The 14,753-nt window shown below is 74.9% G+C and carries 15 protein-coding genes and 1 tRNA gene; 6 read left to right on the top strand and 10 right to left on the bottom strand.

The features are described 5' to 3' along the window. Positions 1-160 precede the first annotated feature (160 nt). The 4 genes from ACI79Q_RS03585 to ACI79Q_RS03570 all read right to left on the bottom strand — a co-directional run bounded on the left by ACI79Q_RS03585 (position 161) and on the right by ACI79Q_RS03570 (position 2,017). Positions 161-233: transfer RNA gene (locus ACI79Q_RS03585), tRNA-Ala, on the bottom strand. A 104-nt stretch (positions 234-337) separates the two neighbouring features. Next, positions 338-751, bottom strand: coding sequence for a VOC family protein (locus tag ACI79Q_RS03580; protein WP_456587419.1), 414 nt, complete (start codon positions 749-751; stop codon positions 338-340). Positions 752-761: 10 nt separating this feature from the next. Further along, on the bottom strand, positions 762-1,196 hold the full coding sequence (locus ACI79Q_RS03575) for a helix-turn-helix domain-containing protein (RefSeq protein ID WP_456596792.1): 435 nt from the start codon (positions 1,194-1,196) through the stop codon (positions 762-764). 29 nt (positions 1,197-1,225) lie between these two features. Continuing rightward, positions 1,226-2,017: a M23 family metallopeptidase gene (locus tag ACI79Q_RS03570; RefSeq protein ID WP_456614173.1), complete on the bottom strand. Its 792-nt coding sequence runs from the start codon at positions 2,015-2,017 to the stop codon at positions 1,226-1,228. A gap of 442 nt (positions 2,018-2,459) precedes the next feature. Between ACI79Q_RS03570 and ACI79Q_RS03565 the strand changes: the two genes are divergently transcribed. Genes ACI79Q_RS03565 through ACI79Q_RS03550 form a run of 4 tightly spaced genes read left to right on the top strand, consistent with a single transcriptional unit; the run spans position 2,460 to position 6,820 of the window. After that, entirely contained in the window at positions 2,460-4,061 is a 1,602-nt protein-coding gene (locus tag ACI79Q_RS03565) for a mannitol dehydrogenase family protein (RefSeq protein WP_456598919.1), read from the top strand. 44 nt (positions 4,062-4,105) lie between these two features. Then, the gene (locus tag ACI79Q_RS03560) at positions 4,106-4,888 is read left to right on the top strand and encodes an HAD family hydrolase (RefSeq protein ID WP_456614172.1); all 783 of its coding nucleotides are present in this window, start codon (positions 4,106-4,108) and stop codon (positions 4,886-4,888) included. Next, on the top strand, positions 4,885-6,018 hold the full coding sequence (locus ACI79Q_RS03555; protein WP_456614171.1) for a CDP-glycerol glycerophosphotransferase family protein: 1,134 nt from the start codon (positions 4,885-4,887) through the stop codon (positions 6,016-6,018). The genes ACI79Q_RS03560 and ACI79Q_RS03555 overlap by 4 nt, the downstream gene beginning before the upstream one ends. Beyond that, positions 6,005-6,820 carry a phosphocholine cytidylyltransferase family protein gene (locus ACI79Q_RS03550; RefSeq protein WP_456596796.1) on the top strand — a complete coding sequence of 272 codons (816 nt, stop codon included), beginning with the start codon at positions 6,005-6,007 and terminating at the stop codon, positions 6,818-6,820. The genes ACI79Q_RS03555 and ACI79Q_RS03550 overlap by 14 nt, the downstream gene beginning before the upstream one ends. An 18-nt stretch (positions 6,821-6,838) precedes the next feature. On the opposite strand, the gene ACI79Q_RS03545 is transcribed toward ACI79Q_RS03550, so the two are convergent. The 5 genes from ACI79Q_RS03545 to ACI79Q_RS03525 are packed head-to-tail and all read right to left on the bottom strand — an operon-like array spanning position 6,839 to position 11,789. After that, entirely contained in the window at positions 6,839-7,915 is a 1,077-nt protein-coding gene (locus ACI79Q_RS03545) for a hypothetical protein (protein WP_456614170.1), read from the bottom strand. Further along, on the bottom strand, positions 7,912-8,577 hold the full coding sequence (locus ACI79Q_RS03540) for an SCO family protein (RefSeq protein WP_456598915.1): 666 nt from the start codon (positions 8,575-8,577) through the stop codon (positions 7,912-7,914). The genes ACI79Q_RS03545 and ACI79Q_RS03540 overlap by 4 nt, the downstream gene beginning before the upstream one ends. After that, positions 8,574-9,302, bottom strand: coding sequence for a YcnI family copper-binding membrane protein (locus ACI79Q_RS03535; RefSeq protein ID WP_456614169.1), 729 nt, complete (start codon positions 9,300-9,302; stop codon positions 8,574-8,576). Before ACI79Q_RS03535 ends, ACI79Q_RS03540 begins: the two co-directional genes overlap by 4 nt. A gap of 58 nt (positions 9,303-9,360) precedes the next feature. Then, a complete protein-coding gene (locus ACI79Q_RS03530; protein WP_456614168.1) occupies positions 9,361-11,148 on the bottom strand; it encodes a copper resistance CopC/CopD family protein in 1,788 nt (595 codons plus the stop codon). Beyond that, the gene (locus tag ACI79Q_RS03525; protein ID WP_456614167.1) at positions 11,145-11,789 is read right to left on the bottom strand and encodes a zf-HC2 domain-containing protein; all 645 of its coding nucleotides are present in this window, start codon (positions 11,787-11,789) and stop codon (positions 11,145-11,147) included. Before ACI79Q_RS03525 ends, ACI79Q_RS03530 begins: the two co-directional genes overlap by 4 nt. Before the next feature lie 72 nt (positions 11,790-11,861). On the opposite strand from ACI79Q_RS03525, the gene ACI79Q_RS03520 reads away from it, so the two are divergent. Continuing rightward, positions 11,862-12,425 carry a sigma-70 family RNA polymerase sigma factor gene (locus ACI79Q_RS03520; protein WP_456587407.1) on the top strand — a complete coding sequence of 188 codons (564 nt, stop codon included), beginning with the start codon at positions 11,862-11,864 and terminating at the stop codon, positions 12,423-12,425. A gap of 306 nt (positions 12,426-12,731) precedes the next feature. Then, a complete protein-coding gene (locus tag ACI79Q_RS03515) occupies positions 12,732-13,712 on the top strand; it encodes a sulfite exporter TauE/SafE family protein (RefSeq protein ID WP_456587406.1) in 981 nt (326 codons plus the stop codon). 31 nt (positions 13,713-13,743) lie between these two features. Here the strand turns inward: ACI79Q_RS03515 and ACI79Q_RS03510 are convergent, their stop codons facing one another. Further along, complete coding sequence (locus ACI79Q_RS03510; protein WP_456587405.1) at positions 13,744-14,736, bottom strand: NAD-dependent epimerase/dehydratase family protein; 993 nt, start codon at positions 14,734-14,736, stop codon at positions 13,744-13,746. Between the last annotated feature and the right edge of the window lie 17 nt (positions 14,737-14,753).

The following is a 14,753-nucleotide window of genomic DNA, read 5'->3' as shown; positions in this document are numbered from 1 at the left end:
TGGACATCTACAGCCACGTCATGCCGGCCTTGGCCCGCGAGGCCGCCGACCGGATGGGCACCCTGCTGCTGCCAGGTAAGGGTGGGCGAACTGCAACCACAACTGCAACCAGAGACGACTCAGGCCGTTCCCCGAAAGGGGAACGGCCTGGTCATCGGGGTGGAGCTGAGGGGACTCGAACCCCTGACCCCCACACTGCCAGTGTGGTGCGCTACCAGCTGCGCCACAGCCCCGATCCCGGCCCGGCGACTTCCTCCGGGCCGGGAACGACTGTACAGGGCCGGGCGGCGGGGCCGACGGAGGGGGTCGGCGCGGTGTACCGCGTGGCGGGCCGCGTTCAGCCCTGCGTCATCTGGGCGACGCGGATGTGGTTGCCGAACGGGTCACGGAGGCCGAAGTCGATGCCGTACGGCTGCTCGACCGGGTCCTCGGTGATCTCGACGCCGCGCTCCTTCAGCTCGGCGTGGGTCTTCCACGCGTCGTCGCAGGCGAAGAAGAGGTGACCGCCGGCCGCCCCCTTGCTCACCAGCTCGCGCACCTGCGCGGCCGTCTCCTCGCTCATCGCCGGGGGCCCGGGCTTCTCCAGCAGCACGGCCCGCCCGGGATCGCCGGGCAGCGCGACGGTGAGGAAACGCATGGGCCCGAAGTGCATGTCGGTCTGCACCTCGAACCCGAGCTTCCCGACGTAGAAGTCGAGGGCGGCGTCCTGGTCGGGGACGTAGATCTGGGTGATGGAGATGGTCGTCAGCATGGGCTGGACGCTAGGGAGCCGGAACCGGCGACCGCTTCTCCGAAAATGCTCGATCCGTCGCCGGCCGGGCCCACGCCATCGCGAAGCAGGTGGGCACCGGCGGGAGCGGCCCGCGCCGGCGATGGGCGCTCGGCGACTCCCCCACGATGTCGCGGAAGACGCGGCTGAAGGTGCCCAGGCTCGAGAACCCGACGTCCATGCAGATCTCGGTCACGCTGCGGTCGGTGGCGCGCAGCAGGAACATCGCCCGCTCCACCCGTCGCCGCTGCAGGTAGCGGTGCGGGGTCTCCCCGAACGCCACCCGGAAGGTGCGGATGAAGTGGGCCGGCGAGACGTGGGCCAGGCGGGCCAGCGTCGGGACGTCCAGCGGCTCGGCGTAGTCGCGGTCCATGGCGTCCCGCGCGCGCAGCAGCCGCCGGTTGGTGTCCTCGACGGCGTCGGCCACGCCGCGATCAGACCACGGCCGCCCGTGGTTCAGACGCGGACGCCGCGCGCGGCCAGCCACGCGATCGGATCCACCCGCTTGCCCTCCAGGCCACCCTTGTGCACCTCGAAGTGCAGGTGCGGCCCCGTCGACTGCCCGCGGTTGCCCAGCAGCGCGATGGTCTCCCCCGCCTCCACGTACTGGCCCGGCTCCACGAGGATCTTGTCCATGTGGCCGTAGACGGTGACGTCGCCGTTCTCGTGGAGGATGTAGACCGCCAGGCCGAAGCCGCTGGCCGATCCTGCGCGCAGCACCACGCCGTCGACGGCGGCGTACTCGGGGGTGCGCATGGGGGCCGCGAGGTCGATGCCGTAGTGGAAGGTCCCCCACCGGCTGCCGTAGCCGCTGGTCAGCCGGGCGCCGGCGACCGGCAGGACGGCCTTGGGTCGCGCGGCCTCCGCGGCGGCGGCCGCTGCGGCCGCTGCGGCCTCCTCGGCCGCCTGCCGCTCGGCGCGCGAGGCGGCGACCTCCTCGAGACGCGCCTGCGCCTCGGCGACGGTGATCGAGGCCTGCGGCAGCACCTCGACACGCTCCTCGGCCGTCAGCAGCGAGGTCTGGGCGGCGAGCACGGAGGTGGCTTCGGCCGCGGGGGCGCCCTGCAGGCTCACCCCGGCCGCGACGACGCCGCCGAGGAGGAGCGACCCCAGCAGCAGCGCCGGGCTGCGCCGGGCCTGCGCGCGGGGTGCGCGCCGGCGGCCACGGCCGCCGGCCGCTCTATCGGCTCGAGGCCGCACCGCCGCCAGCAGCTCCGTGCGGGCCTCCGGGCCGATACCAGCGTCCATGCACCCTGTCCGTCTCGCGTTCCTGGATGTGCGCGCCCCCGATCGGGCACCTCCATCGAAACACTCCGTGACGCATCCGTGACCAGGCGTTCGGCGCGTCGTCCGCGACACGCCGCGACGAGCCGCACCACACGCCCCGGGCGCCACAGCAGCCCCGTTTTCGAGTGACAACCGTGTGATTCGACCCCGGGCGTGAGGACGGATCAGTGATCGGCGATCATGGACGCCCACGGCACACTGCCAGCAGTTTGCGCCGCGCCGGAAACGGGCATTGCCTCCTTCTGGCGTGAAGCATCCGCGCCGCCCCGGTGCGCACCGCTCCCGCTACGCGGCGCCCGGCCTTGCGCGGCACCGAGTTTCACCCGTGTACTGCTGATCCACCCGCCCCCGGAACCGGGGCGGGTCGCATCCGCCGCGCTACAGACCGAGAAGGAGGGACGCGATGTCACAGGCCGAGCTCCTGCACCTGCAGACGACCGCCGGGACGGCGGCGGCCGGGCATCCAGCGCCCGCCCTCGTGCCCGATCCCGGCGCCCCGAACGTGGTGGCGGCAGCCGACATCCACCCGCTGACCGACGCCACCCTGCCGCTCCACGAGGCCCAGCTGAGCGTGCCGACCTACGACCGGTCGGCGCTCACCCCGGCGGTCGTCCACTTCAGCGTCGGCGGCTTCCACCGCGCTCACCAGCTGCTCTACTTCGACGAGCTCGCCGAGCGGCGGATCAGCGACGACTGGGGCGTCGTCGGTGTCGGGCTGCACAGCCGCACGATGAAGGACGCCCTGGCCCCGCAGGACCACCTCTACACGGTCGTCGAGCGCAGCCCCGACGGCGAGCGCGCCCGCGTCGTCGGCGTCATGGTCGGCTACCACTTCGCACCCGACGACCCCGTCGCCGTGCTGGACCTGCTCACCGACGAGCGCACGCGCATGGTGTCGCTCACCATCACCGACAGCGGCTACCGGCTCGATCCCCGGACCGGGCTCTTCGACGCCGACGATCCCGACATCCGGTGGGACGTGCGTCGGCCCACCTCCCCCCGCACGGTCTTCGGCTACCTCGTGGAGGCGCTCGACCGCCGCCGGCGGGCCGGTCTCGAGCCGTTCTCCGTGGTCTCCTGCGACAACATGCACCGCAACGGCGACGCCGCCCGGGCGGCCGTGGTCGGGTTCGCCCAGTTGCGCGACGAGGTGCTGGCCCGCTGGATCGCCGACCGCGTGGCCTTCCCCAGCAGCATGGTCGACCGGATCACACCGCACACCAGCCCCGAGGAACGGGCCGCGGTGGCGCAGCGCTACGGCGTGGACGACCGGTGGCCGGTCATCACCGAGCCGTTCTCGCAGTGGGTGATCGAGGACAACTTCTCCGCCGGCCGGCCTCCGCTGGACGCCGTCGGCGTGCGGTTCGTCCCCGACGTGGGCCGCTACGAGCTGATGAAGACCCGGCTGCTCAACGCCAGCCACTGCGCCCTGGGCTACCTGGGCTCGCTCGCCGGGCACGCGAGCCTGGACGAGGTGATGGCCGACCCGGTGTTCGCCGGCTACGTGACCCGGCTCATGGACGACGAGGTCACTCCCCTGCTGCCGCCGCCCGACGGCATCGACCTCGCCGAGTACAAGCGCACGCTGCTCCAGCGCTTCGCCAACCCGGCGATCGCCGACGGGCTCCCCCGGCTGTGCCGCCGCGGCTCGACCAAGATGCCGCACCACCTGCTGCCGTCCCTGCGCCAGGCGCTCGCGGAAGGGCGGCCGCACGGCCTGCTCACCCTCGCCGTCGCCGGCTGGTTCCGGTTCCTGCGGGGCACCGACGAGGCCGGCCGGCCGCTCACCGTCGAGGACGCGCTCGCCGAGCGCCTGCAGTCGCTGGCCCGCGCCGGGGGCGACGACCCGCGGCCGCTCCTGGGCGAGACCGCGCTGTTCGGGGACCTCGGGGAGGACTCCGCGTTCGTGGCCGAGCTGCGGGAGGTACTGACCGCCCTCGACCGCGACGGGGTCCGGGCCACCGTGGCCGCCCGGACACCCGGCCCCGCGGGTCTGCCGCGGTGACCGGCGCCTCCTCCTCCACCCCGTCCCCGAAGGGAGCCCAGCTGGTGCCGACCGTTCCGCCGACGCTGATCGAGCGGGTGCAGTACCTGCTCTGCGACGCCGACGGCAACCTCTTCCCCTCCGAGGAGCCGGCGTTCGAGGCCTCCGCCGAGGTCACCAACGCCTTCCTCGCCTCCGTCGGCGTCGACCGCCGGTACGGCGCCGACGAGCTGCGCCACGCGGCCACCGGCATGAACTTCCGGTCGACCGCGCTGGCGCTCGCCGCCGGGGCGGGCGTCACGGACGTCGACGTCGAGCCCTGGGTCGCCGAGGAGCGGCGGGCGGTGACCGAGCACCTCGGTGCCACGCTGCGACCGCACGAGCCGACCCTGGCGGCGCTCAGGGCGCTGGCCGGCCGGCTGGAGCTCGCCGCGGTCAGCTCCAGCGCGCTGTCCCGGCTGGCCGCGTGCTTCACCGCCACCGGGCTGGACGAGCTGATCCCGCCCGCGCGCCGGTACAGCGCCGAGGACTCGCTCCCCGTCCCGACCAGCAAGCCCGACCCGGCCGTCTACCGCCATGCCTGCGCGGCCCTGGGCATCGCTCCCGAGCAGGGGCTCGCGGTGGAGGACGCCGTCGCCGGGGTCCGATCGGCCGTGGGTGCCGGCTGCCCCACGATCGGCAACCTGCTCTTCGTGCTCCCCCACGAGCGCGCGGCGCGCGCCGAGGCCCTGCTGGCGGCCGGCGCGCTGACCGTCGTCGAGTCCTGGCAGGAGCTGGCCGACCTCGTCCTCCCGGTGCTGGCCGGCGGACCGACGACCGGCGACGCGCTGACGGGAGCGGCCCGGTGAACATCGTCTACGTCGCCTTCCGGGGGCACTTCTCCGACAGTCCGCGCGCCCTCTACGAGGCCCTCCTCGAGCGGGGGGTCGAGGCCACCCACACATGGCTGTCGGCACCGCACACCCAGGCCACCTTCCCGGCCGACGTCGAGACGCTGACGTTCGGCAGCCCCGAGTCGATCGCCGCGCTGGAGGGGGCCGACCTGGTCATCTCCAACGACCACATCCCGCTGGACTGGCAGAAGCGGCCGGGCACGACGTACCTCCAGACCTGGCACGGCACGATGCTCAAGCGCATCCACAACGACGTGCTGTGGGCGCCGGAGGGCCGCCTGGCCTACCTGGACCAGGACATCGCCCGCTGGGACCTGCTGCTGTCACCGAACGCGGTCACCACCGAGCGGCTGCGCAAGGCCTTCGGCTTCACCGGTCCGATCCACGAGACGGGCCTGCCGCGCAACGACCTGCTCTGCAGCCCACGGCGCGAGGAGCTGCGCACGCAGGTGCGCGCCGACCTCGGCATCGAGCCGGGCCAGACGGCGGTGCTCTACACGCCGACCTGGCGCGACGACCTGGTGTTCGAGAAGGCGGCGTCGAAGGACTTCGAGTTCGCCATCGACCTGGAGGACTTCTCCGCGCGCCTCGGCGAGGACCACGTGCTGCTGCTGCGGCTGCACAACATGGTCATGGACCGGCTGGAGATCGTCGACGGGTCCGCGGTGCGGGACGTGTGCAACCACCCCGACATCCGCGACCTGTACCTGGCGGCGGACCTGATGGTGACCGACTACTCGTCGACGATGTTCGACTTCGCGATCACCGGCCGGCCGCTGCTGTTCTACACCTACGACCTGGAGAACTACCGCGACCAGCTGCGCGGCTTCTACTTCGACCTGGAGGACGTCGCCCCGGGCCCGCTGGTGCGCGACAGCCGCGAGCTGGTCTCGGCGATCGCCGACGTCGACGGCATCAAATCGGACTACGCCGAGCGCTACGCCCGTTTCCAGGAGATGTTCTGCCACCTCGAGGACGGCGCGGCCGCGCAGCGCGTCCTCGACCTGCTCCTCCCGGGCGCACCCGCGTCCGGGCACACCACCAGCACCACCCCTGAGGGAGATGATGTCCGTGCGGACCGGTGACCACGTCCTCAACGCTGTCCGTCGGGGCAGCTCCCCCTCCGCCACCCGCACCACGGGTCGGCGCCCGCTGACGTCGTCGGTGCAGGTCGTCATCCTGGCCGCGGGCATGGGCACCCGGCTCGGGCGGCAGGACCCCAAGCCGCTGACCCGGCTCGACGACGGGCGCAGCATCATGCAGCGCCAGCTCGACGGCCTGCGTGCCGTCCTCGGCGCCGACGTGTCGATCACCGCGGTGGTCGGCTACCGCAGCAAGCGGATCATGAAGGCTGCCCCGGACCTGCTGTTCACGTACAACCCCGACTTCGCCGTGACCAACACGTCGAAGAGCCTGTTGCGCGGGCTGCGCACGACCCGCGAGGGCGGCGTGCTGTGGCTCAACGGGGACGTCGTCTTCGACCCGGCCGTGCTCGAGGCGACCCTGCCGAGCATCGCGGCGGACGAGAGCTTCGTCTGCGTCGACACCAGCACCGTCGCCGAGGAGGAGGTCAAGTACACCCTCGACGACGACGGCTGCATCCGCGAGCTCTCCAAGATCGTCCGCGGCGGCCTGGGCGAGGCGGTGGGGATCAACTACGTCTCCTCGACCGACAAGGCAACGCTGATCGAGCACCTCGAGAGCTGCTCGCACGAGGACTACTTCGAGCGGGGCATCGAGACGGCGATCGCCGAGCGCGGCATGCGCGTGCGGCCGGTCGACATCTCGCAGTACGCCGCGGTCGAGGTGGACTTCGAGGGCGACCTGCAGCGGGCGAACACCCTGTTCGGCGGCGGTGCGCCGAACATCGTCGCCGACATCGCCTGATCCGCGCGGGAACCGCCGTCAGGCCGCCGGCAACGGAAGGCCGGCGGCGGTTCCCGCGGGCGGGGCCGGGGTCTCCCGGAAGCGGCGCACCGCCGCGATGCCACCGACGAGCAGCCCCGCACCGAGGGTGGCCAGCACCCCCACCGCCAGCCGCGCCAGCGGCTCCGGCCCGGCGGAGAGCACGTTCGCCGACCAGAGCACGTCGACGTCGGGCAGCCCCTGCACCAGCAGCAGCCAGCCGGTGACGACCGCCAGCAGCCCGGTCAGCGCACCCCGGCCCCGCCGCGCGGCCCGCAGCCCGAGGACGGCGCACAGCAGCGTGGCCGAGGCGGGCAGCAGCGCCGAGATGACGGCGCCCGTGTGCGAGCCCGCGGTCACCGGGGGCTCGGGGGTGGCCGCCGCGTGCCACAACGACGCCAGGGCGCCCAGGGCGAGCAGGGCGCCCAGCGGGAGGGGCGAGCGCGCCAGCAGCCCGGCGGCCACCGCGGTGAGCAGCAGCGCGGCCACGAGCGGCCACACGACCCACGGCGACGGCGGCGGGCTCCAGGTCAGCACGCCGGCGATCTCCGCCTCGGTGGCGCCGTGCCGGACGGGCACGACCCACTCCGAGACCACGTGCTCGCGCGTGGGGTCGGCCGCGACCTGCGGCGGGAGGACGCCCTCGCTCATCCAGTGCGTGCGGTGGTCGTGCCAGACGTAGTGCGGTTCGGTCGAGATCTGCTCCCATGCGGGCGCGGCGTCGGCGTCGGCGGAGGCCGGCAGCGCGGTCCGCCCGTACCGGTCGAGGTTGATGTAGGTCGCCGGGCTGTGCGCGTTGCGCCACACCCCGTCGGGGCCGATCCGCAGGTAGGGCTCGTCCGAGTACCCGGGAACCAGCACCTCGACGTCCGAGGTGTTCACCAGCTCCAGTTCGTCACCGAACTGCAGCGACCGCACGCTCACCCCCGGCAGCTGAGGAGTCACCGACAGCACGCGGGCGTCGAAGTCGCTCCCCGCCGCACCGCCCCCGACGTGCGCCGACGCCGGCCCGGCCAGGGCCAGCAACGCCAGCACGGCGACCAGGACGGTCAGCAGCCGGCCGGGCCCCCGGCTCACGCGCCCGCCACCGCCTGGAGGTCCGCGGCGATGTCCTGCGGGGTGTTGCCCGCGTCGAAGGCGACGTGCGCCTCGTCGTCGGCGCCGTACAGCAGCAGCAGCGTCGAGTGCAGCCGTCCGTTGTCCTCGGCCTGCGGCACCCCGGCCGCCAGCTGGGCCTGGTCGATGCTGTCCTGGTCGCCGGTGAGGCCGATGAACGGGGTGGGCAGGTCGGCGTCGAACCGGCCCAGGTACTCCCCGAGCACCTCGGGGGTGTCGGTCGCCGGGTCGGTGGTCACGAAGACCACCTGGACCTGCTCTGCCAGCTGCGGGTCCAGCCCGCGCAGCGCCACCGCGACGTCGGCCATGGTCGTGGGGCAGACGTCGGGGCAGTTGGTGAAGCCGAAGAACAGCAACGTCGGCCGGCCCGACGTGGCCGCCTTAAAGTCGTACTCGGCGCCGGTCGTGTCCGTGAGGGTGAAGGACGGGCGGCGGTACGCCTCGTTCAGGTCCAGCCCGGCGTACCGGTCGTCGGGGGCCTCCACCACGGCCGGCGCACCCGCGGAGTGGTCGTGCTCCTCGGCGGCGTCGTCCGCCGAGCCCCCGCAGCCGGCCAGCAGGAGGCCCGTGGTGAGCAGCAGCGCCGGCGCGACCCGGCGGGGACGTCGAACGGCGGATGTCACGAGGACACGGTACGTCGGGAGGCCCGCACGCCGAGGACGACACCGGCGAGCGCGACGAGCAGCGCGAGGATCGACACGAAGAGCGCGATCGCGCCCGGGTCGCCGCCGGTGTGCCCCGCGGCCTCGTCGCCGGTGTGCCCCGCGGTCTCGTCGCCGGCGCCGTGCCCCGTCTGCTCGCCCTCGGCGGCCAGCGACAGCACCGGGGCCGGGCGCTCGGGCTCGTCCTGCCCGTCGACCGTGGGCTCGATCCACGCCGATTCGCTACCGTCGCTGTAACTCTGCACCGCCGGGAAGCTGAGCTGCTCGGCCTCCGGGAACGGTCCGCCGGAGAGGGCGAACTCCTGGAACTGGCCGGGCGCGATGCCGGCGCCGTCGGTGGCGCGGTACTCCACCACCGAGACGTACGAGCTGATCTGCCGGCCGTGCACCTCGACCGGCTCGGCCAGCTCGGCGGTCGTCATCGTCACCGTCCAGCCCGGCACCGGCTGCGCCCGGAGGGAGCCCATCGCGGCCTCCTCGGGGATCTGGATCCGCAGGGCGACGGTGCTGGCGGTGTCGCTCTCGTTCGGCACGCGGAAGGTGAGCTTGCCGTACCCCCCGGGCTCCGCGTCGGCGGAGGAGACGGTGACGTGGGCGGACGCGGCGGTCGCGAGGCCCACGGCCGCCACCAGAGCGGTCAGGGTGGCCAGCAGCAGGACGGCGAGCCGGGCGAGCGGACGGGGCACGGACACAGGACTCCTCGGGAAGGAAGGGAAGGAACGCGGTCGGACGGGGGGCGGGAGGTCAGCGCACGGGGAAGTCCGTGGCCGCGGTGAGGGCGGTGAACTCGTCGAGCCGAACGGTGGCGGTGAGCGTCCAGGTGCCGGCGCCCGGGATCGACATGCCGTCGCCGACGAAGTGACCGGGGCCGGCGGGCTGCAGGGCGATCTCCAGCGGACCGATCTCCTGGCTCCGCTCGGTGAGGGTCACCCGGATCTCGGCCGGCTGCGTGAGCCGGCCGTCGTCGTCGAAGAGGTAGAGGTGCAGCGTGTTCGGGCCGGGGCGCGCGGGCTCGACCGTCACCTGCACGCTGCCCGAGGTGGCGCCGGAGCCGCTCTGCAGGGGGACCACGACCTCCACCGGCTGGGCCAGCGCCGTCCGGGCCGGCGGCGTCGCGACCAGCACCGCCGACAGCGCGAGGACGACGGCGGCCAGCACCGCCTCCACGAGCAGTGAGCGCCGCAACGCCGGCAGGTGCTCGACCGCGGCCTCCGCCTGGGCCTGCTCCCGCTCCCCCGCGGCCGCCACCGCCGCAGGGGCGGGCTCGGCCCGGCCCGCGGCGGCGGTCGCGGCGGCGAACGCGTGCACTGTCGTCGTCCGGCGTCGCGGGGGACGGCGGACACCCAGCCGCTGCTGCACCCACACCCGGGAGATCCCGGCCGCGGCGAGGACGACCACCACGAGCAGCAGCTTGACCGCGAGCAGACGGCCGTACGTCGTCTCCACCAGCGCGGTGGGGGACGCGACCTCCCGCACCGACTGCACGATCCCGGACACGACGAGCGCCACGACCGCGCCGAACGCAAGCCGGGAGAACCGTGGGAGGGCGGCGGCCACGTCGCCCGGTGCGGCGCCCGGCCGCACCGCGGCGGCGAGCAGGCCGGCGAGCCCGCCCAACCAGACCGCCATCGCCCCCGCGTGCACCGCCGCGACCAGCACGGCCAGGACCGGCCACGGCCCGGCGACCGGGTGGCCGACCGCCGCGGTCGCCAGGACCAGTCCGCCGCCCAGGGCCGCCACCCCGACGGCGGTCCCCCGCCCCGGTGGTGCGGCAGCCCGCCAGGCACGGCGCAGCGCCAGCAGCAGGGCGACGGCCAGGGCGGCGCGCGCGAGGGCGGACCAGCCCGCGCCCGTCCGCGCCGTGGCGCCGAGCAGCGCGGGGTCGGCGATCGCGCCGAGCCCCGCGCCCGCGGCATAGGGGCCCTGCAGGAGGAACCCGGTGGCCGCGGAGAGGGCGACCGCGGCGGCCCCGCCGAGGGCCATGCGCCGCAGCCGCGCGGTGCCCCGCCCGGTCGGCCAGCAGGTGGCGACCAGCACGGGCACCCCGAGCGCCAGCGCCAGCCCGGCGTAGCCCACCCAGCGCGCCACGGGCAGCAGCAGTCCGACGACCGGGTCGGTCGCCGGCGCCGCGTCCGCCGCGTCGGCGCCCAGCAGCTCGCCGTCGCCGACGACGAAGGAGAAGGCACCGGAGACCGGGTGCGAGTCGGCCGAGACCACCCGGTAGGTGACGAGGTAGCCGCCGTCGGGCAGGTCCCCGCGCAACGGGATGGTGACGACGTCGCCGTCGACGGAGGCGTTCCCGGAGTCCACCCGCTGCTGGTCGGCGCCGAGGACCCGGGCGTACCCGGCGCCCAGCGAGACGCCCTCGGAGAACCGCAGGGTCACCTCGTCGGGCGCGGCGTCGAGCCGCGCGCCCTCCCCCGGGGTCGTGGAGACCAGCGTGGCGTGCGCAGCCGCAGGGCCGGCCGTGCCGATGCCCGCACCGAACCAGCCGAGAACCAGCAGCGCGAGCAGGAGGGCGGTGCGCCTCACGCGGTCACCCGCCGGTCGGCGACCGCGGGAACGGGACGATGCCGGCGGCCCCGCCACGCGACGGTCGCCACCAGCGCCGTGCCGGCCACGAGCAGCAGGTGGGCCAGCGCCCGGTCGGTGTGCACGTGCCCGGCCTGCAGGTCGGCAACCGTCACCGGGAGCAGCAGGGCCACGAAGGAACCCAGGAAGGGCAGCCCGCCGGCCGCCAGCCGCGGACCGGCCGCGACGGCCAGGAACGCCGCGGCCAGCGCCAGGTTCCAGGCGCCGCTCTCCCGGGCCATGTGCACCGGGGCGCTCATCGCGCCGGCGCCGGAGGCGAGCACCGGCCAGGCCAGCGTCGCCTGCGCCACCCCGACGGCGAGCAGCGCCAGCCGCACCGCCGTGTCCGCCAGCCGGGCGCGCGCGGCCGCCCGCGCACCCGGGAGCTCGCGCGGCAGCGCCGAGAGGACGCTCGCAGTGAGGTCGGGCACCGACGGGGCCGGCGCCAGCCGCGCTCGGCGGGTCACGCGCTCGGCGGCGGCGGCCCAGGCCGCGCACCCGCGGCACGTGGCGAGGTGCGCGTCGAGCTCGTCGGCGGGCATCCCGAGCGGCTCGCCGTCGAGCCGCGCGGAGAGCGCCTCGCGGCAGGTGTGGCAGGACATGGTTGATTAGTCGCCGCCGGGCATCGCCCGGTTCCGGGCCTCCCGGGTGACCTGCGACACGCTGACGAGGACATGGACGACCTGGCACGCCTGGCCGCGGACGCCGCCGACGGCGACCCGCTGGCTGCGGCCACCCTCGTGCGGGAGACGCAGTCCGACGTCTGGCGGCTCTGCGCCGCGCTCGGCGACCGGGCCTCCGCCGACGACCTGACGCAGGAGACCTACCTGCGGGCGTTCGGCTCCCTGCACCGCTTCGAGGGCCGGTCCTCGGTCCGCACCTGGCTGCTGGCCATCGCCCGCCGGGTCTGCGCCGACGCGCTGAAGTCCCGCCGCCGGCGCCGGCTGACCCTGGTCCGGGAGTCCGCCGACCTGGAACTGCTGGCCCCGCCGGGCGCCGCGGACGCCGTCGGCGAGGGCGCCGCGGTCGCCGACCTGCTGGCCCGGCTGGCCCCCGACCGGCGCGAGGCGTTCGTGCTGACGCAGCTGCTGGGACTGCCCTACGCCGAGGCCGCGGAGGTCGCCGGGTGCCCCGTCGGCACCATCCGCTCCCGGGTGGCGCGGGCCCGGGACGACCTCGTGGAGTCCCTCGCTGCGGTGCGCGAGGACGCCGGCCCGGGCGAGACCGCGCACAGCTGAGCGCGCGGCGCCGGCACCCGCACCTCGCCGTGCCACAACGGGCCCATCGCGCGCACCCGCCACCGCCGTCCCACGCGTCGGGACCGGATCTGCGCCTAAGTGCATCGATCTGGTAGACATTGCGCCGTGACGCGGACGACGATGCTGCTCCTGGTGAGCCGCCGGCACGTCGACCTGCTGCGCGTCTGCACCGCCGCCTGTCCGGGCTGCTGAGCCCCCGCGCCTCCCCGGCGCCACCACGTCTCGCCCTCGCCTCACACGGTCGCCGCTGCGCGCCCGCGTCCTGAGACCCCGGAGCCAGTGCCCGTGAAGACCCTGATCCTGCTCGCCCTCGCCGGGTTCGGTGCCCAGCTCGTCGACGGCAGCCTCGGCATGGCCTACGGCGTCACCTCGACGACCCTGCTGCTGGCCATCGGCACCAACCCGGCCGCGGCGTCGGCGACCATCCACCTCGCCGAGATCGGCACCACGCTCGCCTCGGGGCTCTCGCACTGGAAGTTCGGCAACGTCGACTGGAAGGTCGTCGCCAAGGTCGGGGTGCCCGGTGCGGTCGGGGCGTTCGCCGGCGCCCACTTCCTGTCCAGCCTCTCGACGTCGGTCGCGGCGCCGGTCATGTCGCTGATCCTGGTCTCGCTGGGCGTCTACATCCTGGTGCGCTTCACGCTGCGCGGCATCGACCGGCGGAACGTCGGCAAGCCCATCCGCCGGCGCTTCCTCACCCCCCTGGGGCTGGTGGCCGGCTTCGTCGACGCCACCGGGGGCGGCGGCTGGGGACCGGTCGGCACGCCGGCGCTGCTGGCCAGCGGCCGCATGGAGCCGCGCAAGGTCATCGGCTCGATCGACACCTCCGAGTTCCTCGTCGCGCTGGCAGCGAGCCTCGGCTTCCTGATGGCGCTGGGCTCGGCGGGCATCGACCCCCTGTGGGTCGCCGGGCTGCTCGCCGGCGGCCTCGTCGCCGCGCCGATCGCCGCGTGGCTGGTGCGGCACATCCCGCCGCGCATGCTGGGCTCCCTGGTCGGCGGGATGATCGTGATCACCAACACCCGCACGCTGCTGCGCAGCGACTGGGTGGACGCCGGCGACGCCGTCAGCGCCCTGGTCTACGCAGTGCTCGCGGTCGTCTGGGTGCTGGCCGTCGTCCACTCCTACCGCCAGTACCGGCGGGACACGCGGCTGGAGTCGGCCGACGCCCTCGCCGAGGTGGCCGAGCAGAACGTGGCCGCCGACGCCACCGACTCCCGCGAGGTCCCGGTCGGCGCGGGCCGGCCCAGCGCCCCCCGCGACTGACAGGGCGCCGCACGGCACCCGCCGGCTGCTCCTAGCGGCCGGCCAGCAGGAAGGCCTCCAGCTCGGCCGGGAGGCCGGGTCCGGGCTGGTCGGCGGGGCGGTGCGCCGGCGGCGCCGGCCGCTCGTGCGTGCGCAGCCACGCCCAGGTGTCGGCGACGGTCGCCTCCAGCGCCCGCGTGGCCAGCCCGAGCTCGGCGGCCCGGGTGGTGTCGACGTCCCAGGCGGTGCGGGCGACCTCGTGGCGCAGCCACAGCGGCAGGTGCAGCCACTCCTGGACGCCGGCGGCGAGAAGGTCGGCCTCGGGCACCGGTACCCACTCCGCCGCGCTCCCGGTGACGACCCGGCAGAGCTCGAGCAGGCCGCCCAGGGTCGTCATGCCCGCCGGCCCCGTGGCGTTGACCGCACCGGTGCGGCCCTGCCCGGCCATGTCCACGAGCCAGGCGGCCAGGTCACGGGCGTCGACCAGCGCGATCGGCTGGGCGACGCCCTCGGCCGGGACGACCACCCGACCGCCGCTCGCGATGCGCTCCAGCCACCAGCCGAGGCGGTGGATCGGGTCGGAGGGGCCGACGATCAGGCCGGCACGGGCGGCGAGGAAGCGGCCACCGACGGCGGCGGCGAGCTCCCGCTCGCCGAAGGCCTTGATGGGCCCGTACTCGTCGTCCTCGGTGTCCCAGGTCGGCTCGCCGTCCTCCGGGCCGAGCGGCCCCGGCGGCCAGTTGCGGTACGCGTTGAGGCTGCTCACGAAGACGTAGGAGCGGACCCCGCCCAGCGCCGCAGCGGCGTTGCGGGCGGCGGCCCGGGTCTGGCAGGAGGTGTCGACGACGAGCTCGGGCTCCCACTCCCCCAGCGCGCGCGGCAGCGCGCCGGGGTCGTCGCGGTCGCCGTGCAGCGCCCGCGCGCCCTCCGGCGGCGGACCCGTCAGGCCCCGGGTGAAGGTGGCGACGTCGTGCCTGCGAGCGAGCGCGGCCTCCACCACGTGCCGGCCGAGGAAGTGGGTGCCGCCGAGGACGAGGAGTCTCATGCCGAGCACTCCAGCCC

This window comes from Blastococcus sp. SYSU DS0828 (genome assembly GCF_054050975.1).
The sequence above is the reverse complement of the archived record's forward strand: the minus strand, read 5'-3'. Positions and strand labels throughout refer to the sequence as shown.

Coding starts and splice junctions, on each gene's coding strand:
- ACI79Q_RS03525 (WP_456614167.1), bottom strand. CDS start 11,789: ATGTCCTGCCACACCTGCCGCGAGGCGCTCTCCGCGCGGCTCGACGGC.
- ACI79Q_RS03520 (WP_456587407.1), top strand. CDS start 11,862: ATGGACGACCTGGCACGCCTGGCCGCGGACGCCGCCGACGGCGACCCG.
- ACI79Q_RS03510 (WP_456587405.1), bottom strand. CDS start 14,736: ATGAGACTCCTCGTCCTCGGCGGCACCCACTTCCTCGGCCGGCACGTG.
- ACI79Q_RS03565 (WP_456598919.1), top strand. CDS start 2,460: ATGTCACAGGCCGAGCTCCTGCACCTGCAGACGACCGCCGGGACGGCG.
- ACI79Q_RS03580 (WP_456587419.1), bottom strand. CDS start 751: ATGCTGACGACCATCTCCATCACCCAGATCTACGTCCCCGACCAGGAC.
- ACI79Q_RS03570 (WP_456614173.1), bottom strand. CDS start 2,017: ATGGACGCTGGTATCGGCCCGGAGGCCCGCACGGAGCTGCTGGCGGCG.